Annotated in this window: 19 protein-coding genes; 13 read left to right on the top strand and 6 right to left on the bottom strand. The window is 64.1% G+C overall.

Annotated features, from left to right (window positions below):
• Window positions 1-362 precede the first annotated feature (362 nt).
• Window positions 363-767 carry a hypothetical protein gene (locus B9Z03_RS00585; RefSeq protein ID WP_085462456.1) on the top strand — a complete coding sequence of 135 codons (405 nt, stop codon included), beginning with the start codon at window positions 363-365 and terminating at the stop codon, window positions 765-767.
• 31 nt (window positions 768-798) lie between these two features.
• Window positions 799-1395 carry a hypothetical protein gene (locus B9Z03_RS00580; protein ID WP_348528986.1) on the top strand — a complete coding sequence of 199 codons (597 nt, stop codon included), beginning with the start codon at window positions 799-801 and terminating at the stop codon, window positions 1393-1395.
• Here the strand turns inward: B9Z03_RS00580 and B9Z03_RS00575 are convergent.
• A complete protein-coding gene (locus tag B9Z03_RS00575) occupies window positions 1392-1805 on the bottom strand; it encodes a hypothetical protein (protein WP_176247379.1) in 414 nt (137 codons plus the stop codon). The two genes, B9Z03_RS00580 and B9Z03_RS00575, sit on opposite strands and share 4 nt — an antisense overlap.
• Before the next feature lie 278 nt (window positions 1806-2083).
• Here B9Z03_RS00575 and B9Z03_RS00570 point away from each other — a divergent pair, with 278 nt between their 5' ends.
• The 6 genes from B9Z03_RS00570 (at window position 2084) to B9Z03_RS00545 (ending at window position 11200) form a co-directional block, all read left to right on the top strand.
• Window positions 2084-6619 (top strand): strawberry notch family protein, encoded by a 4536-nt coding sequence (locus tag B9Z03_RS00570; RefSeq protein WP_085462453.1) that lies wholly within the window; start codon window positions 2084-2086, stop codon window positions 6617-6619.
• A gap of 12 nt (window positions 6620-6631) precedes the next feature.
• Window positions 6632-7681, top strand: coding sequence for a DUF7146 domain-containing protein (locus B9Z03_RS00565; protein WP_085462452.1), 1050 nt, complete (start codon window positions 6632-6634; stop codon window positions 7679-7681).
• 253 nt (window positions 7682-7934) lie between these two features.
• Window positions 7935-8876 (top strand): DUF2493 domain-containing protein, encoded by a 942-nt coding sequence (locus B9Z03_RS00560; protein ID WP_085462451.1) that lies wholly within the window; start codon window positions 7935-7937, stop codon window positions 8874-8876.
• Window positions 8877-9188: 312 nt separating this feature from the next.
• Complete coding sequence (locus B9Z03_RS00555; RefSeq protein WP_085462450.1) at window positions 9189-9722, top strand: hypothetical protein; 534 nt, start codon at window positions 9189-9191, stop codon at window positions 9720-9722.
• 765 nt (window positions 9723-10487) lie between these two features.
• Complete coding sequence (locus tag B9Z03_RS00550) at window positions 10488-10811, top strand: DUF736 domain-containing protein (protein WP_085462449.1); 324 nt, start codon at window positions 10488-10490, stop codon at window positions 10809-10811.
• A 62-nt stretch (window positions 10812-10873) separates the two neighbouring features.
• Window positions 10874-11200, top strand: coding sequence for a hypothetical protein (locus B9Z03_RS00545; protein WP_085462448.1), 327 nt, complete (start codon window positions 10874-10876; stop codon window positions 11198-11200).
• Window positions 11201-11283: 83 nt separating this feature from the next.
• On the opposite strand, the gene B9Z03_RS00540 is transcribed toward B9Z03_RS00545, so the two are convergent.
• On the bottom strand, window positions 11284-11532 hold the full coding sequence (locus B9Z03_RS00540; RefSeq protein ID WP_085462447.1) for a WGR domain-containing protein: 249 nt from the start codon (window positions 11530-11532) through the stop codon (window positions 11284-11286).
• A 530-nt stretch (window positions 11533-12062) separates the two neighbouring features.
• Between B9Z03_RS00540 and B9Z03_RS00535 the strand changes: the two genes are divergently transcribed.
• Window positions 12063-12617: a hypothetical protein gene (locus B9Z03_RS00535; protein ID WP_085462446.1), complete on the top strand. Its 555-nt coding sequence runs from the start codon at window positions 12063-12065 to the stop codon at window positions 12615-12617.
• Window positions 12618-12736: 119 nt separating this feature from the next.
• On the opposite strand, the gene B9Z03_RS00530 is transcribed toward B9Z03_RS00535, so the two are convergent.
• The 3 genes from B9Z03_RS00530 to B9Z03_RS00520 form a co-directional block, all read right to left on the bottom strand.
• Window positions 12737-13240 carry a helix-turn-helix domain-containing protein gene (locus B9Z03_RS00530; RefSeq protein WP_085462445.1) on the bottom strand — a complete coding sequence of 168 codons (504 nt, stop codon included), beginning with the start codon at window positions 13238-13240 and terminating at the stop codon, window positions 12737-12739.
• Between the two features lie 176 nt (window positions 13241-13416).
• Window positions 13417-13773 carry a hypothetical protein gene (locus tag B9Z03_RS00525; protein ID WP_085462444.1) on the bottom strand — a complete coding sequence of 119 codons (357 nt, stop codon included), beginning with the start codon at window positions 13771-13773 and terminating at the stop codon, window positions 13417-13419.
• Window positions 13770-14471, bottom strand: coding sequence for a ParA family protein (locus tag B9Z03_RS00520; protein WP_085462443.1), 702 nt, complete (start codon window positions 14469-14471; stop codon window positions 13770-13772). Before B9Z03_RS00520 ends, B9Z03_RS00525 begins: the two co-directional genes overlap by 4 nt.
• A 314-nt stretch (window positions 14472-14785) precedes the next feature.
• On the opposite strand from B9Z03_RS00520, the gene B9Z03_RS00515 reads away from it, so the two are divergent.
• Genes B9Z03_RS00515 through B9Z03_RS00500 form a run of 4 tightly spaced genes read left to right on the top strand, consistent with a single transcriptional unit; the run spans window position 14786 to window position 18128 of the window.
• Window positions 14786-15139, top strand: coding sequence for a plasmid mobilization protein (locus tag B9Z03_RS00515; protein WP_244561604.1), 354 nt, complete (start codon window positions 14786-14788; stop codon window positions 15137-15139).
• Complete coding sequence (locus tag B9Z03_RS00510) at window positions 15139-17628, top strand: relaxase/mobilization nuclease domain-containing protein (protein ID WP_085462441.1); 2490 nt, start codon at window positions 15139-15141, stop codon at window positions 17626-17628. The genes B9Z03_RS00515 and B9Z03_RS00510 overlap by 1 nt, the downstream gene beginning before the upstream one ends.
• A 9-nt stretch (window positions 17629-17637) precedes the next feature.
• Complete coding sequence (locus B9Z03_RS00505; protein WP_139832108.1) at window positions 17638-17874, top strand: hypothetical protein; 237 nt, start codon at window positions 17638-17640, stop codon at window positions 17872-17874.
• Window positions 17871-18128 carry a hypothetical protein gene (locus tag B9Z03_RS00500; RefSeq protein WP_085462439.1) on the top strand — a complete coding sequence of 86 codons (258 nt, stop codon included), beginning with the start codon at window positions 17871-17873 and terminating at the stop codon, window positions 18126-18128. Before B9Z03_RS00505 ends, B9Z03_RS00500 begins: the two co-directional genes overlap by 4 nt.
• On the opposite strand, the gene B9Z03_RS29200 is transcribed toward B9Z03_RS00500, so the two are convergent.
• Window positions 18088-18402, bottom strand: a complete 315-nt coding sequence (locus B9Z03_RS29200) for a hypothetical protein (protein WP_244561614.1) — start codon at window positions 18400-18402, stop codon at window positions 18088-18090. The two genes, B9Z03_RS00500 and B9Z03_RS29200, sit on opposite strands and share 41 nt — an antisense overlap.
• Window positions 18403-18464: the final 62 nt, after the last annotated feature.

Below are 18464 nucleotides of genomic sequence, written 5' to 3'. Positions count from 1 at the left end.
TTCCGCGGTCGCGTCAATTACGCCGCTCAGGTCATCGCTTACGGACGACGTCCGACCCGTGGTTTCGACAATTGCTTCGAAAACTATGACGGGGACGAAGTCGCGACGGTGATCCTGCGCCGCTCGAAAAAGAACGCCCGTCTGGCCGCCAATCTCCACTGCTATCTCAACATGGCCTCCCTCGAGGCCGCGGCGGACCGGCTCGCCGATGTACGACCCGCGAGCTGCCCGAAGTCGCCCGACAAAGGCGGACCCGCCAGAAGGCCGAGTTCGATGCTTGGCTCGGAAATCCGATGCCGTCGAGACCCGCCCGACCATGATGTCGGAAACGCCGACAACCGAAGAACATCGGAGCCAGTGAGATGATCGACTCGACAGCTGCGCAAGCCCGCTTCCGAGGCAAAATCTTTTGCTACGTCGCCATTCATTCGCCGATCAGCCGTGACGATCAGTTCGCCGTCGGCATAGCGGTTCTTGGCGAACCGGGTTACTCCTTCGCCTTGGAGCTGGAACTCTTCGCGACTTACAAAGAGGCTTCCACGCGCGCCGAGGAACTCAACGGCGTCTTCCCCCACAGCTTGGACGCCTGTGTGGCGATCGTCGCGGACACGATGATCCGCCAAAGGGAGCGCAGGCCTACTCTCCATCGACTTGGCGATCTTCTGCTCGACGCTGAAAAGGACGGGACGCTCGACCGTCTGGCCAAAGACGTGAGGCAGTCCGAGACGATCGCCGATTTCTGCGATGCCGTCCACATGTTGCGATGAGTTGAAACGATCCTGCAGTGCCGATCGGCCAATGCGACGCGCGACGAGCGCGTCGGTGGTGGCGGGAGATCAATACCTCGACCTGATCAGCCGCCGCTCGACGTGTCGCCCTGACGACGACACCCTTCTTCGACGAGAACGAAACCGCCGCCTTCCTTTCCCTGCCCGGCGCCTGCGTCGGGCATCGCTTTTTTATGATCGGAACAAGACCATGCCGAGATTCACCATCGAAACCACCTACCGCATGCCGTACTACCGACACGCCGTCTACGACGCCGCCACGCCCGAGGAAGCGTGTCGCCTTGCCATCGAGGACGACGATTGGTCGTGTGAATTGCCGGACCATGAATGCGCTGGGCCCACCTATGTCACGGGCATCTGGAAAGGTGGTGGCGCCGCCTACGAGGGTAAGAACATCCTCGTGCCATCGCAATTCGACGAGACCATCCAACGCAAAGCCGACCACTTCACAGAACTGCTCGACCAGCTCGCTTTCGTCGCTCGACCCATGGGCGTTTCGGTAGTGGATTTCGAGCGTTGGCTGCCGAGGGCGATGGCGGCCGTGGAGAAGGCAAGGGCGATTATGGAGGAACGCCGAGATCCCGAGCAGGACCAGCTGTCCACCTAGGGCCGCAACGCCTTTGGAAGACGTCGTTTCCAACGCTGACCACGCGGCAATATCTTTTCATTACGGCGGCTGGCCCATCTACGCGATGTAGCTGCCGCCTGTTGCTCGGTGACCTCCGTCATGGCCACTGCCGGACGCTGGTCGATCAGCTCCTTTTCGCAGTCCTGCAATGGATCGTCCTTGGCCGAGATGGCCATTTCCGCAACTTCGCCAGGTTGCGCTCGGGCGATTGTGACCTCGGGTTCCATCACTTCTTGCGGAACCCTTGGCGCTGCAGCATCCGCGACACCGGAAGACTGATCATTCGCGATAACGGCAAGGTCCAGGTCGCCCCAGATCGAATGTCGTTTTGCGACATTGCCACGCTTCTTTTTGACTTCCACGACGAAAGGTCGGGCAGGCCGTCTCATAGACTTGGTCCTCGGTGAGAGCCGATCCGGTCAACGAATCGAAGTTCGTTTACTTCGATCACGCCCGGGGGTCCAGCAGTGCTCGACAAGCTGGACGCAGGCTTTAACGATCTCCCTCGCGTCCACAATCATGATCATTTGTCGCGACCCACTCTGGGCGGTTTGGTCGCCGTCTTTGGAGGGGCACCGGAGGGAGAGGGAGGCCGGGAGGAGTGCGGCCTTGCCGGGCGAAGAGAGTGCGCCGGCAGGGCGGACACTCTCGCTCGAAGGACATCTCCATGAACATTGTTACGAATACATCGACCGTTTCCCGCACGGCCGTTCCCCTCGCCGCGGCGGCATCACGCGACATCGACACCGTCCAAGCGATTTACCAGGCGGCGGCCCAGCTTCTGCCGTTCCTGGAACAGGGCAAACCCATTACCACCGCAGCACTTGGTGGCGCCATGACGGAAAGCTTCGGTGGCACGGATGCGCAAGGTTTCTGGGTCTGGAAGGACGCCTACGAGGCGCTCGAAACCGCCCAGATCCTGTTTCTCCGCCGCTTCGGCTCGACAATTCTCTCTCGCTCATCGTCGCCACAGGCGGCGCTCGCGATGATGAAGCGCATCGCCGAACTCCTCCCCACGCACACACGGCGCTCCGACGAAAGCCAGGCCATGCAGCAGCTGTCGACGCCGCTGCCGCTCGCCTTCGTCACAGCTCACGCCGCCGCAATCTCCTCGTCGGATCTCGTTCTCGAACCCTCGGCTGGCACCGGCCTCCTTGCCGTCCACGCCGACATCGCCCGCGCATCGCTCGCGCTCAACGAGCTTGCCGCGACGCGCGCCGATCTGCTCGGCCAGTTGTTCCCGCGCATTCCCGTTTCGCGGCATGACGCAGCGCATATCGACGATCATCTCGATCCCGCGGTCGAACCCTCCGTCGTGCTGATGAACCCGCCCTTTACGGTGGGAGCCTATGTCGACGGCCATGTCGCCGATGCGGCTTGGCGGCATCTGTCTTCCGCCTTTGCCCGACTGCGCGCTGGCGGGCGCCTGGTCGCCATCACGGGCACAGGCCTTTCCCCCGAAAACCCCAAATGGCGGCCGGCCTTCGAGCGTCTACAGCAGCACGGCAGGGTGGTCTTCACCGCTGCGATAGACGGCCGTGTCTATGCCCGCCATGGCACGACCGCCGAAACCCGTCTGACCATCATCGACAAGACGCCGGCGACCGACCCGGCCTCATTCGCGGCCTCGCCGGGCAAGGCGGCCGACGTCGGAACACTGCTATCGTGGATCTCCGACCTGCCGCCCCGCACCCCTGGCGGCTTCCCGGATTCGATCGGCACCCTGTCGAACGCAATTCTGCGCGATGCCGCCAGGCAGATGGCCGCGCGCTTGGCAGCCGGATCTGCTCCGATCGTGGTATCGGCTGTGGCGAAGAGCATGCGGCCAGTTCCGTCGGTTGCCCGGGCGAAGCCCGTCCGTCCGGTCATGGCAGCCACCACACCTGCGGTTCCTCTTGCCTACGAACTGCGCGACTGGATGCCGGAGGAAGGCGGCCAGCTCACCGAGACGATCTACGAGCCCTATGCGCTGCAGTCGATCGACATTCCACGTGCCAAACCTCATCCGACGCCGCTCGTCCAGTCCGCGGCGATGGCCGCGGTCGCGCCGCCGAAACCGTCCTATCGCCCGCTGCTGCCTGATGCGATCATCGACGACGGCCTGTTGTCGGATGCGCAGATAGAGAGCGTCATCTATGCCGGTGAAGCCCATTCCAGCCATCTCGCCGGCGCGTGGAGCGTCAATGAGACCTGCGACGTCGTCTCCGCCGCTCCGGAAGGCGCAGAGAATGCCGTCCGCTTCCGCCGTGGATGGTTCCTGGGCGACGGCACCGGCTGCGGCAAGGGGCGGCAGGTCGCCGGCATCATCCTCGACAACTGGCAGCAGGGCCGCCGCCGCGCAATCTGGATATCCAAATCGGACAAGCTTCTGGAGGATGCCCAGCGCGACTGGGCGGCACTCGGCCAGGAACGTCTTCTCGTCCAGCCGTTGTCGCGTTATCGGCAAGGGACGCCGATCCGCCTTGCCGAAGGCATCCTGTTCACAACCTACGCGACGCTGCGCTCGCAGGAGCGTGACGGCAAGAAATCCCGCATCGCGCAGATCATCGACTGGGTGAGCGAAGAGGCGGAGAGGGCCGGAGGCCCGACGGGGAACAAGGAAGACTCGGCGGGGAGGGCCGAAGGCTTAACGCTGCCGAAGAGGCCCTTCGACGGCGTCATCGTCTTCGACGAAGCCCATGCCATGGCGAACGCCGCAGGCGGAAAAAGCGAGCGCGGCGACGTTGCACCCTCGCAGCAAGGCAAAGCCGGCCTACGCCTGCAACATGCGCTGCCTGACGCCCGCATCGTCTATGGCTCGGCAACCGGCGCTACGGCTGTCGAGAACCTGGCCTATGCCCAGCGCCTTGGCATCTGGGGCAGCGAGGATTTTCCGTTCGCCAACCGTGCCGAGTTCGTCTCCGCGATAGAGGATGGTGGTGTCGCCGCCATGGAAGTGCTCGCCCGCGATTTGAAGTCGCTCGGACTCTACACGTCGCGATCGCTTTCCTATGACGGCGTCGAATACGACCTGCTCGAGCATGAACTAACCGAAGAACAGATTCGCATCTACAACGCCTATGCGGACGCCTTCCAGGTCATTCACAACAATCTGACGGCCGCGCTCGAGGCGGCGAACATCACCAGCGAGACGGGCACGCTAAACCGAAATGCCAAGGCTGCGGCGCGCTCGGCCTTTGAGAGTACCAAGCAGCGCTTCTTCTCGCACCTGATCACCTCGATGATGACGCCGACGCTGATCGGCGCGATCGAGCGGGACCGCGCCGACGGTCATTCATCCGTGGTGCAGATCGTCTCGACCGGTGAGGCGCTGATGGAACGGCGGCTCGCAGACATTCCCACCGAGGAATGGTCGGACCTCCACGTCGATGTCACTCCGAGGGAGTACGTAGGAGGGTACTTGATGCACTCCTTCCCGACGCAGCTGTTCGAGGAATACTCGGACGCCGAAGGAAACGTCTATTCCCAGCCCGTGCACGACGAGGACGGCAACCCGGTCCTATGCCGTGAAGCGGTTCGCCGGCGCGACGAGATGATCGAAAAGCTGGCGTCGCTGCCGCCTGTTGGAAGCGCGCTCGACCAGATCCTCCACCATTTCGGGACGGATGTTGTCGCCGAAGTCACCGGCCGCTCGCGGCGCATCGTCAGGAAGACTGGCCGCGACGGCATCGACCGGCTCGCGGTCGAGACACGTCCCGGCTCGGCCAATCTCGCCGAGACGCAGAGTTTCATGGATGACGGCAAGTCCGTGCTGATCTTTTCCGACGCCGGCGGCACCGGCCGTTCCTACCACGCCGATCTCGGCGCAAAAAACCAGAGGCTGCGCAAGCACTATCTGCTCGAAGCCGGCTGGCGCGCGGACAACGCCATCCAGGGACTCGGCCGAACCCACCGCACCAACCAGGCGCAGCCGCCTCTGTTCCGGCCGATGGCCGCCAATGTGAAGGCCGGCAAACGCTTCCTGTCGACCATCGCCCGACGGCTCGACACGCTGGGAGCGATCACGCGCGGCCAACGCCAGACTGGTGGGGCAGGGCTGTTCCGCTCCGAGGACAATCTCGAAAGCCCGTATGCCCGCGCAGCACTGCGTCAGTTCTACTACCTGCTTCACCAGGGCAAGATCGAAGGCTGCTCGCTGACAACGTTCGAAGCGGTCACCGGGCTGTCGCTGACCACCGATGAGGGAGGTCTTCGCGACGAGTTGCCGCCGATCACGACGTGGCTCAACCGGCTGCTGGCGCTGCGCATCGAGACGCAAAACCTGCTGTTCGAGGTGTTCGAGCAGTTGATGGCCGCAAAGGTCGAAGGCGCCATCGCCGCTGGCACCTTCGACAAGGGGCTTGAGACGATCACGGCCGAGAGCATCACTGTCACCGATCGCCGGACAATCTACACCCATCCGGTCTCCGGCGCCCAGTCGCATGTGCTGACCGTCGCGCGCAAGGACCGTATCCGGCCGCTCGGCCTGACAGACGCACTGGCCATTGTCCGGGCGGAGCCGCAATCGGTCCTGCTGGTCAATACCAGGTCGAGCCGGGCAGCGATCCAGCTGCCGACCGCCAGCCTCATGCTCGACGACGGTGCGATCGAGCATCGCGTCCGCCTGCTCCGCCCGACCGACGAGTTGCGCTTCGGTCTCGACGCCCTTGCCGAAACCCACTGGCAGCCGGCGGACCGGAAACTCTTCAGCGAGCTGTGGCAGGCGGAGGTCGCTGCCGTGCCGGAATTCACCACGAGTACCTTTCACATCGTCACCGGCCTGCTGCTGCCGATCTGGCGGCGCCTGCCGGATCATGATTGCCAGGTCTATCGCATCCAGACCGATGCCGGCGAACGCATTATCGGCCGACACATCGCGCCGACGCTGGTCGCCACCATGTTGCGCAATCTCGGCATCGACCATGTGCCGACGCTGGCGCCGGAGGACGCCTGGACCGGCCTGGTCGACGGTCGGATCGGCCTGCAACTTGCCGACGGTCTGGTCGTGCGCCGCAGCCGGGTGATGAGTGACTACCGCGTCGAGCTGATCGGCTTCACCGCGGCGATGGTGCCACGGCTCAAGGCGCTAGGGCTGATCTCCGAGATCATCTCCTGGAAGCTTCGGCTGTTCATCCCGACGCGCGGGCAAGGCTGCGCCATGCTCGCCTCGCTGCTTGAGCGCCACACACTGGTCGGCATCACCGACCGCGCGGCGGCGGCTTGAGGGGAGGCGATCATGACCGGCTCGGCCTCCGAGCTGGCACACCGCCTTGGCGATCATGCCGAAGCGGTGTGCCGCGAGTATCTCTCCAACGGCCATCGTTCCGGCAATCATTGGATCGTCGGTGACGTGCGCAACACGCGCGGCCGGTCCATGCATGTGCGGCTGAAAGCCAATGCCAAAGGTCCGGCCGGAAAGTGGGTCGACGAGGCGACGTCGGAATTCGGCGACCTGCTTGACGTCATCCGCGAAAGCTGCGGCCTCATCGAGTTCCGCGATGTCGCTGACGAGGCCCGCCGGTTCCTAAACGAGCCGCATCCGGAACCGGATGCTCAGGCCCCCGGCGCGCAGCGCCACCCGGCCGCGGCACGCGGCTCGCCTGACGCCGCGCGTCGGCTGTTCGCCATGTCGCAGCCTATCCTGGGCACGCTGGCCGAACGCTACCTTGCCGGCCGCGGCCTCCTGCTCGCCGCGCGTGAGCGCGCCCTGCGCTTCCACCTCGGGTGCTACTACCGCGATCTCGTCACCGGCGAGACGCTGACCTTCCCCGCCCTGATCGCCGCCGTGACCGACCTTGACGGACGTATCACCGGCCTGCAGCGCACCTGGCTCGATCCTTCAGGCAACGGCAAGGCGCAACTCTCCGATCCACGCCGTTCGCTCGGCAATCTTCTCGGCAACGCCATCTGGCTTGGCCTGGAGCCTGGCGCGCCCGTTCCGGTCATGGCTGCCGGCGAGGGTTTCGAGACGATGGCGTCGCTCCGCACCGTGATGCCGGCGCTGCCGGTGGCCGCCGCCACCTCGGCCAATCACCTCGCCGGCCTGACCTTCCCGCCTGGTTGCCGTCGCCTCTACATCGCCGCCGATGCGGACGCCGCCGGCAGGAATGGCATCCGTCGGCTCAGCCAGCGCGCAGGCGAGGCCGGCATCTTCGCCATGGTGCTGCGTCCGCAGCTCGGCGACTTCAACGACGATCTGCGCCATCTCGGCCCGCGCCATCTCGTGGCACGGCTCGGCGATCAGCTCGCCCCGGAAGATGCCAGTCGCTTCCTGCCGCCCGGATGACCGGGCGAGGCCGGCAAGCGGGCAGGGGCGGCGTCGCCGGAAGCCGCGCAGGCATGGCCGGGGTTCCTTCGGAGAGGCCGCGCCCGCGGCCTGCCTGAGAGGCGATCCCTGCCACCCCCCGGTCGCGTCCGCAACGGCGGGGCAAGCCCGCCGTCCTCCGCTTCACTTCGGCCTTCGGTGCGTCCGCGCCCGGGGCGCGGCGGGATGCGCTGTCAGGCCGCGATCGGCGCGGCCACAACGACGGAGACACGCCATGACCTACGAGCTTCCTTTCGACGACGCCTACGAGCCCTACCACGCCTCCTCGCCGACCGACCGCGTCATCCTCGAACTGCAGATGTACGGCCATCGCCCGCATCAGGACGAGCCCGATCCCCGGCCGCTGCCCGACGACAAGGTGATCCGGGCCGGCCTTGCAGGCATCGTCGAGACCTTCGCCGGCATGCTCGGCGACACCAGGCTCGAACCCGACCTCGACGACCTGCTCTGGTCCTTCACCAACGTCTTCCACCGCGCCGCCGAGCGCGTCGCCCGCAACCTCGACCGCAATGAGGAGGCGCAGCGCTCCAGCCAGGGCGAACAGGACGGCTCCGAGGTGAAGTCCGTCGAGCTGGAGCGGCTGACGGCAGAAGGCATCACCTATATCGAGCGCCGCAATGTCCTCGAGATCATGCGCGACGAGGCGGCCGACCTCTACGAGGCGCAGACCGGATCGGCCTGGCGGCCACGCACCGGCTCGAAGGTCTCCCACCAGGCGATGACTGCGGCGGTGATCGACAGTCGCGATTTCCTCGCCGCGCGCCGCCGCGCGGAGACCGAGGTGCTGGTCCCGGCCGGCACCAAGATCGCCTTCGCCGGCGGCCTCGATTGCAACGAGCACGACCGCATCTGGGACGCGCTCGACAAGGCTCGCGAGAAGCACGCCGACATGGTGCTCCTGCACGGAGGCAGCCCGCGCGGCGCCGAGCGCATCGCCGCCTGCTGGGCGGAAAACCGTAAGGTCACGCAGATCGCCTTCAAGCCGGACTGGAACCGGCACGCCAAGGCGGCCCCGTTTCGCCGCAACGACCAGTTGCTCTCGGTCATGCCCTACGGGCTGATCGTCTTCCCCGGCTCCGGCATCACCGAGAACCTGGCCGACAAGGCCCGCCGGCTGGGCATCCCGGTCTGGCGCTTCACGGAAGGTGGCGCGTGAGCGCCGCCTTCATTCTCTGCGTCGAAGAATCCGACCGCGAACGGTCGGGTTCTTCGTTTGCGCACAAACCGTCCCGGCCTGCCGAATTCAACGCGTCGGACAGGAGGGAGCGTATCAGACGCGTGAGTGCCTCAATTGTCCGAAGATCCGGTCTGGGCGCGCCGGCCTACGGCCGGCCGAGCTCTAGTCGCGGCGTGCCGCCGCTCCCCGAGCCGGCTCCGCTGTCTCGGCCTGCGGTGACGATCCCTCGCGCAAGAGAGGGAGAGGAGAGCCGCGCTGGGGGCGGGCGCATTGAGAGAAGGGAAAGCGACCATGGCAATGATATTTATGGGCGGCTCACGCGGCATCTTCGAACTCCCTGTCCCCGCAATCGAACGGGTCGGCACGCTCGTCGCGGCCGAACATGGCGTGCTAATCGGCGATGCGCCGGGCGCGGATGCCGAGATGCAGGGCCTGCTGGCAGGGTACAATTACGAGCATGTCGGCGTCTTCCATGCGCGAGCCGAGCCGCGAAACAATCTCGGTGACTGGGCTGCCTATCACGTCCCACCGCCTGACGGCTCAAAGGGCTTCGCCATCCACGCTGCGAAGGACCGGGAAATGGCCCGTCGCGCCGATTTCGGCCTGATGGTCTGGGACGGCGCTTCGTCTGGAACATGCCTCAACATTCTACGCCTGGCGATGATCGGCAGCCCCTGCGTCGTCTACGACACGATGCGGGGCACTGTGGGAACCGTACACAGCATCGTGGACTGGCGCGCGATGTTACACCATGCCGGCTCGGGCGTGCGCCGCGAGGTCGAAGCGCGCATGACCGCAGATGAGCGCCTCGCGCTAGAGGGCTGATCGTGGCGAGCTACTCGTGATCGGCTCACGATCGGGCGGCGTCAGCCGCCACCCCGGCCGGAGGCCGACCTTGGCGGACGTACCGGTACGGGGTTGCCGGTGACGGCGACCGATACTTGGCTTCATCTCTCGATGCCGACCTTGCGATACCGTCTCTCGCGGACCACGAGCGCTCGGCAGCGATACCTCGGTCTCGGTCGTGCCACGGGCAGGGCGGTTGCAGATGAGGCAGCGCGTTCCCTGCGGCGCCCAGATCGCCGAGAGGTATTTCTGGCCGGTGCGGGAATGGTGCGGCACCTGCCGCCCGCAACCGCGGAACCGGCGCATGACGGGAGACGGGGCAGGGGCGATCCGCGCTGGGCGGTCGGGTGCGGCGCCGTGATCAAGGAATTGGCCTGCAGGCCAGGCAAACCTGTGCCTGTGAGCGCGTGCCTGGCGCGAAGGATCTGCGTTGGTGGCCGGAAGCATCGCCTTCGTTCACATCCGGACCATTCCCGTGTCATGTCGCCTTTGTAGTGGACCGCCTGCTTTTGCGGTCAACCCCCGTTGGGGGTACGCTCGACAAAAATTCAGGAAAATTCGATTTCGGTTTCTTGTTTGCGGGCCAGGCACTTTCCTTCCCGCAAGCGGGCCCCTTTGAAAGTGCGGCCCGCTGTCGGTGGCAAATAGAATTTTCCAGAATTTGTTGCCGAGTGACCGCAGCAGGACGGCCCCCTCCTTTGGCGCCATCGGGAATGGTCCCGATGCAACCGAAGGAGAAGTACCATGGCCACCACGATCGCAAACCTCACCGCCAAGGCCGACGGCTCGATGGAAGGCGTGTTCGCCACGCTGCGGGTCAACGCCCCGATCACCCTGATCCCGAACGCCAACAAGACCCGCGAGGATGCCCCCGACTACCGCATCGTCAACAAGCGCACGGGCTTCGAGATTGGAGCCGGCTGGCACCGCATCTCCCAGCGTTCGGGCGAGGAATACCTCTCGGTCAAGCTGGAAGCCCCCGAGATCGGCGTGATCTTCGGCAACCTCGCGCCCGCCCCCGGCGGTGACGAGAACAAGAAGGTGATCCTGTGGAACAACCCGCAGTGAACCGCAGCGAGCCGGCCCCACAAGGGGCCGGCTCGCTTTTTGCTCCACAACAGGAGGCCTCCATGAGCCGTTACACCATCACCGTTACCGGCAACCACCGCGCCGATTCTGACGCCATCATCGGCTACGATCCGCCCCTGCGCACCTTCTTCCTGCAGGCGTTCCCCGACGAGAGCGGCGACGATCTCGCTCTGTGGCTCGGCACCAGCGACCGCGAATACGAAACGCTCCACGCCCTGCACGCGGCTGCGCTTGCTCAGGGCTTCGACTTCACACCCCTTCCCGATGACGTCGCCGCGCGGCTCGCAGCCGACGTCGCGGCGGAGGCCGACCGGCCACCGCATGACGGCCCGCTTCCAGCTTTGCCGCGACATCTGCAAACGAAATAGCCGCAGGCAAGAAGAGGCCCGCGCCGGATGATCTCCGGGGCGGGCCTCCTTTTCTTGCCAGTCCTGATCGCTATCCTCGCAGCTCATCTCCCGCACAGGTCTCGATAGCCGCGCCGCCGTTTGGCCCGTTCCAGCACATGCCGCGCGGCAGCAGCTTCCTGGGCCTGCTCATAGAGGTCGATGCGCATCCGCCCCGGACGGCCGATCCTTCCCCACTCGCGCACGACACAGATGTCGCCGAACAGGCTCGGCGTCGACGTCAGGCGGTAGAACCTTGCCATGTTTCGCGCCGGGTCAATGCGATGGAGATGGATCACGTCTTCGTTCTGCATAACATGGATTGTCGCGCGCTCGGTGCATGCCGTCCAACGAGTTCCGTGAATCCGTCCGGCTTCATCGATTCAGGATGCTGATGCATCGGCTGGGGTGCGATGTCTGGGCGAGCCGGCCTGCGGCCGACCGGGCTCTATTCCCGACGCTTTCGCGCCGCTCACGGAGCCCGCTACGCGGTCTCCGCCTTCGGTAACGATCCCATCTCGGGGGCATCGAGGACCGGATCGACCGGCCCCCGATGCCACGAGGGGCAACCCCTCGCGCACCCCAGCCGGCTGGTCGCCGGACATGGACGCGTCCCCTGGCGGGGCCGCGGGTCTATCTCTCTGACGTCCCAGTGTACTGGCCGCTCCCATCGCCTCAAGGACTGCGCGGTGCCCCCAATTTTCTGGCGTCGCCCTGAAGGAGGGCGCCGCCAGAAAATCGGCACCCCCACGCGCCGCCTCCGGCGGTCGCTGCGCGCTCCTTGACCCGATGCTCGACTTGCCCGTCGCGGAGCCTCCGTCATCAAGATGAAGGAGACCATGACATGGCACACAACACTCTCATGCTTATCGCCCAGCTCTCTGGTTTGCGCATCACGGTTCTCGCAAATCGCCTCGGCTGCGACACCGAACCGGCTCGCACCGTCCACGACAGGCTGGCGGCAAAGCTCGCGGAGATGATTGAAGCGCAGCGCAGAATCCTCGACGCTGACCGGGCGCTTGTTGTCGCGCGCGGAACGGGGGATCATGAGGATGCGTTCTACGACCTGCACCACTACCAAACCGCGTGGTACGAGACGTGGCTCATCGACACGATCGCGCTTCTCGACGACTATCTGGTTGACGACCTCACGAACGAGTATTTCGATTTCCGCACCGGTGAATGGCACCATCGCGATGGGGAAGTTCCAATCGCGGTACCGGTGCCGGCCGAAAAGCTCTGCGGTCTCGCCGGCATCATTGCCGAGATCGAGGACATCAGCGGCGCACGGTTCAGCGTCGAGAATGTATACTACAGCGAGGCCGAAGCCGAAGCGGCATGGTGGGAAAGCACCGGAGCCAATCCCGATGAGGTTTTCGCAGTAGCCGGCCGCTCATGAGGCCAAGGATCGAGGGCGGTGCAAGCCGCCTCGATCTTCTATTTCTCCACACCGGAAGTCGCGTGACGTGTCGGCACGCGCCTTGAGTCGACTGCGTCTGGTCCGCGTCCCACGTCCTGTTAGCCCCGACGCTTCGTGTCAGGCGGCTTCGCCGCGTTCTGTGCCCCGGTGTCGGGCGACAGTTCCTCGACCAGCCTAAGGAGGTTCTGTGCAGTCGCCGCCGGCAGGTCCAGCATGCGTATCACGAGCTTGTACCTGGTCTCCGCCTCCTGCTCGGTGTCGCCAAAGAACTGCGGCGCCGCGGCGTAGATCGCTTCGATCGGAGAGAAATCGAGAAGTTCCGCCAGATGTAGCAGCCGCGCTACCCTGAGCTTGGCCCCGGCTCGCTCGTGCCGGGCGTAGATCTCATGATGCAAGCCGACCATCATGCCGACCTGTTCGCGATTGAGGTTCTGCGCGTCGCGACGCTCGCGCAGGAAGCGGCTCAACTCCTCCTCGATTTCGAGAAGACCGCGAACGCCGTCAAATCCCGGCTTGCGCCAGATCGGTTTCCCAGCCTCGGAATCCTCCGTTTCGACAAGCCCCTGCCTGTCGATGTAAGCCTGTACATCCTTGATGGCCATTGCCTGGCTCGCTCGAATCCGCTTGCTGCCCCGACCCCGCCAAAAGAGACGGGGAAAATCCCTTTGCTGGCTCCAAACCCCAAAAATCAGAGCCAAAACGATAGTGTTCCTAGCAGGGATTCGGACACGACATCAACTCGACTCTTGGCGTAGGTCCGTGCGCACCGCACTTCCGGTCAAAATCCGTTCGCATCCAAATACTGCCGAATGGCCTTCTCCATCAGGGCCTGCATGGATGTGTCCAGGTTGAAGGAAGCCAGCTTCAGACGGCGCTTCGTTTCCCGATCCAGATTGACATTCACGAAATGGCTTGTGCCTTTCATCCGCTCCCGTTTCAACTGCCGCAGCGCCTTGCTCGCCTCGCTCGATGCCGCGCCTTTCGCCGTCGCTTCTGTGGTCGTCGCTTCTGGCGGACTCTGCGGTGTAGTAAGGCTTTCGTCTCCGACGCGATTCGGGACCGAAGTTGCCGGTGAACGCTGGCGACGCGGCGCGGTCGCGAATTCAGCCAGCGACAGGCTCTCCTTTCCGCTCATGCCGCGCGTCCTGTCGCCGCCTCGTTCGCGAGCAGTTGATCGACTTCGGCAACCAGCGCCTGCGTCTCCCGCCGCGCCTTGGCGATCGCGTCGGTCACCTCCTGCATCTGAAGCGTGCCGATGCCGTTGTGGATGTCCTTGTAGACATTGCGCTCGAAAACCTCGGTGCGGAACAGATAGGTTTTCACCGTGTCCTCGATGATCGGCCTAATCTTCCGGTAGAGTTCCGTGTGCCTCACCGTCACGGTGATCCGCGTCCGCAGGACGCCGTGCCGACAAGCTTTTCCCAGCGCCTCGTTGACCCTCAGCACATTCTCGAAACTGTCGATGGCACCGAGCACTTCTCGCTTGGACGGCTGGATCGGCGAGATCACCAGGTCGGCCGCCGCGATCACCGGATCGACGATCGAGGTGTCCTCGCCGGGGGTGTCGATCAACACGTGATCGAACGCGTTAGCGTTATCCATCATCCAGCGCTCCAATCCCCGCGCGGTCTTGTGGCTGTAGACTTCGATGCCTTCAGGCTGCGCATCCTTCTCCTGACAGTCGGTCCACCACTTCATCAGGTTGTTGCGGGCGTCCATGTCGATCATGGCGACGTGCCCACCACGCAGGGCATATTCGCCGGCGATGTTCATTAGCGCGGTGGTTTTGCCAGCGCCTCCCTTGCCGTTGATGGCGGCGATCACGACGGTCATCGGCTCATCTCCAGTAAAATGTGTTTCTACTCACACACGAATCCATAATCGTGTGGACGTGGATTCATATCGATATAGAAGCACACGAACATGGAAAAACACAATTATATTGATATGGAAAAACGGCTTGACGGTGTCAATATCGGATAAATCGCTATCATTTGTGTTGGCAGGATACGGAAAAATGTGATACATTTTCCTGACCATCGAGGGACAGGCCCTCGATCCGCGGCCTGCGGCCGCAACCACCACGATCCAAGGTGTTTCCGTCGATGGTTCACTGCATTTCCGAAGCGTCGAAACGGAAGGAGAAGGTGGCGCATATCCGCTTCTCTCCCGCCGAGTATGATGCGCTGGAGGCCGCCGCGAGCGCAGCCGGGATGACCGTTTCCGGCTTCGTCCGGTCTCTGTCCATGGAGGGCGCCGGCGTCAGGCCGTTCCTCGGTGAAGGGGATCGACTGGTGCTCGGCCTGCTTGCCGACGGCATGCGGGCGATCGGCGGCAACCTCAATCAGATCGCCAGAGCCATCAACACCGGCAAATTGCCGGTTGAAGGCGATGTTGCAGGCAGCATCAGGGATGCGCATAGCGTTGCAACCACGCTCGCGTCGGAGCTTGCTCATATGACACGGCGGACAGCTGCTGCCCGACGCGGGGAGAATGCCTGATGGAATTCTTTCCCGGTGCCTTCGAACGGGAGTGGGAGCGCCGGCGCGCCATGCTGCTGAACGAGATGCAGCTCGGCCAGGCTGAAAGGAGCGACTGGGAAGAGCCGCGAAGGGGAGGGGTGGCGCGGATCGGCGATGAGGGGCTGGGCGGCTTCGGCCGAGCGCGGCGGCGGCAGGGCGGAAACGGGCTGCGGTGGTCGCGTTCTGGCGCGGGTGCGGCCGGACGCTCGATGCGAACGCGCTTTGGTGCGCTGGCGCGTGGCAGTCAACCAGCCGTGGTCAAGCTTGCCTCCTATGGTGGAGGCGCGCGCGCCGGCGCGATGATGAGCTACACATCGAGGGGCGGAGAACTGGCGGTCGAGAATGAGCGTGGGGAGCGTGTGCTCGGCAAGGATGCACTCGCCGAACAACGTGCCGAGTGGGAGCATCTCTTCGACAATCGGGCCGCCAGCCGGGATCTGGGCGTATTCCACGTCTCGGTCGATACGGCATCACTGCGCGATGACAGCGACCAGGACGACCAGCTGCGCGAAATCCTGCGCGCGGGATTTGGTGATCGGCGATTCGTCTGCACCGCGCGGCAGCGATCTTCGGGCGAGACCCATATCTCTGGTGTTGTCGTGCTGCGCGACGGAAGCGGGGAGCGGCTGACCGGCGACCAGAAGGCCGCCGAGATCGTCCAGCAGCGATTTGACGATTCCGATGCCAGTCGGGATGTCGAGGCCCGGTTCCGATTCCATGGCTACGGCAATGGAGTGGAATGGGGCACCGCGCGTGTGCGCGAACTGGTCGCCAGTGCGGAAGGCGAGGTTCGCGACGACACCGGGCGGTTGATCGCAGACGCCACGCAGGCCGGCGATCTCGTACAGAAGGAATGGCGCAAGGAATTGCACAGCCGCAAGGGTAGGGACGTCATGCACCTGATCGTCTCGGCACGGGCCGGCACGGATGGACCGGCCTTCGAAGCTGCCGTGCGGGAGTTCCTCGGCGATCAGTTCGCCGGGCATCGCTATGTGTTTGCCGTCCACGATCCGGCGCTCGATCCGAAGGAAGCGGCTGAGGGCGGCAAGCGGCCACACATTCATGCCCACGCGATCGTGACGATGCGGTCGGAGAGCGGAGAGAGGATCGTCACCAGCCCGCAGATGTTTCGGGAATGGCGCTCCGTGATGGCCGAGAAGGCGCGCGAGCAGGGCATCGACATGGAGTTGACCGACCGTCGCGAGTTCGCCAACGCGCCGGCCTATACCCGCAACCAGGTGCGGCCCGTCAGCTATCGCGGCCGGACCGAGCATGAAGGGACCAGCTCCGCCGCGAATAGCCGCTATCGGGCCAAGCGCGCGAACGACATCAACCTCGCCACCACCGACCGTAGCCGGCAGTACGCGGCCACAGCGGCCGAGGCCTGGAGCGATCTTGCCAATGAGGCTGGCGGCTCGCGCGAGGGCGCCTTTGCAATGCTTCAGAGCGGTCGCTTGCAAGGATTTTGGGAGAACACTCAAAATGAGCGTGTTTTCGCAGAAAACGCAAACGAACCTGTCAAGAACATAACCAATATGATAGAGTTGGCCGAGTTCGTGAACGGTGAGGATGGACAGATGCGAGAGATGACGCGTCCGGAATTCGAGGCCTACGAAACCCGTGTAGAGGCTGTCCTTGCGTCTGTAGAGCAGACGCTCGACGAAGCGGATCGTGGCGACTTCGACGAGATCGCCGCGGCGGCGCGGGAAGTGGTCGACATCCGCCGGGAATATCTCGATCTCACCGAACGCCACGTTGACCGCGAGGGTGGGCAGGACTCGCGTGGCTCGAGCGACGATCGGTTTGAAGATCCCAACGTCCAGTGGAATGCGGCGGTGGCGCGGTTCGGACTTGAGGCGGTCGAAACAGCGAACGAGGTTCTCGTCCAGGTCAGTCACTATCGCGAGGGGCTTGAGCGGATTGAAGCGGGCGAGCTGCCGCAGTCCTTCGCGTCAAGCTACTGGGCAGGGCTCGAGCGGGAAGTCAACCGGGCGGTCGAAATGGCGATCGATGGTGACAACCAATATATGCGTGAAGCCGCGAAATCGGATCCGGACCTGCAGCGTACTATCGATCAGATCGCACTGTCCCGCGCCGAACAAGCGCGAAGCGAAAGGGGCGAAGCGAGGGATGAGCAAGCTGCTTCAATCAACGCCGGCGCAAACCGCCGGGTCGATGGCGCGCCCAATGGGTTCCAGGATGTTGCCGAAGCGGAGCAATATCGCGATCCAGCTCAGGAGGTCCAGATGACACCGGGTCAGGATGATCAAGTCATCGAGCAGCAGGCCACCATGTCGACCGGACCACGCACGCAGCACCCCGAGGACCGAGCTGTCGAAAGGAAGCCGGCCCTCGATGCCGAACTTGCCAGATCCGATCCGCCGCAGCAGCATGTACCGCGTCTTCGCCAGATCGAGCGAGAAGTCGAGGAGCGACAGGACCGCGATCGCGAAGATCGGGAAAGGTAGGAGTTGGTCATGAAGAGCGACTGGCGCAACAATCAGCTTCCGCCACCGGAAGGCTCGGAAGATCGACCAGATGGGTTCCTCTCGATCGCAATTCTGGCCTTTGCGATTGTGGCCCCGCTCGTTTATTTTGGGCCCCAGCTTGGTACGGTCGAAGCCCGGATTGTCGATCTCTACCAGACGGCCGATCGTTGGGTGGCTCCTATCAGAGAGTTCGTGTTGGGTCAGGAGCGTCACGACGATCAATGAAAGTGACCCGCGAGCAATTGCACGATCTGGTCTGGTCGATGCCCATGACGGAGATTGCCCGGCAATCCGGCGTGCGCGACCAACATATCGCCAGGGCCTGTGACGGTGCTGACGAAGCACGTCCTCGCGCCGGCTACTGGCAGAAGGTCGAGCACGGGAAAGGCGTAACCCGCATGGCTCTCACCAATGATCGCTACGCGGCGAGCGACGTCATCACGATTGACGCATCGGGCTGGGCAATCGCGCAGGCATAGTCGCAAGACTTCGCGAACGCCTTGCGCCTGGTAGTCGCTCCTGTACCAGTGCGCGAATGAGGGTTCGAAACGCTGCACGGACCTTGCGAGCCTCGATCTTTGCTAGTGCCTGCGCAATAACGATGTCGCCTCCATAGAGCATCGGTTGCTTGGGTTTTCTGATCTGAGGCCCCACGCCGTCGAAGAAGAACGACATCGGTGCGCTCAGGGCGGTGGCAGCACGCACCAATGTGGTCACGGCAATCCGGTTCGTCCCACGCTCATATTTTTGAATCTGCTGAAAGCTGACGCCAAGAGTTCCCCCAGCTTCCGCTGGCTGCGGCCAATTCTTCCTGC

The organism is Mesorhizobium australicum (assembly GCF_900177325.1).
Lineage (GTDB): Bacteria > Pseudomonadota > Alphaproteobacteria > Rhizobiales > Rhizobiaceae > Mesorhizobium_A > Mesorhizobium_A australicum_A.
This window is presented reverse-complemented; position numbering and strand designations above follow the sequence as displayed.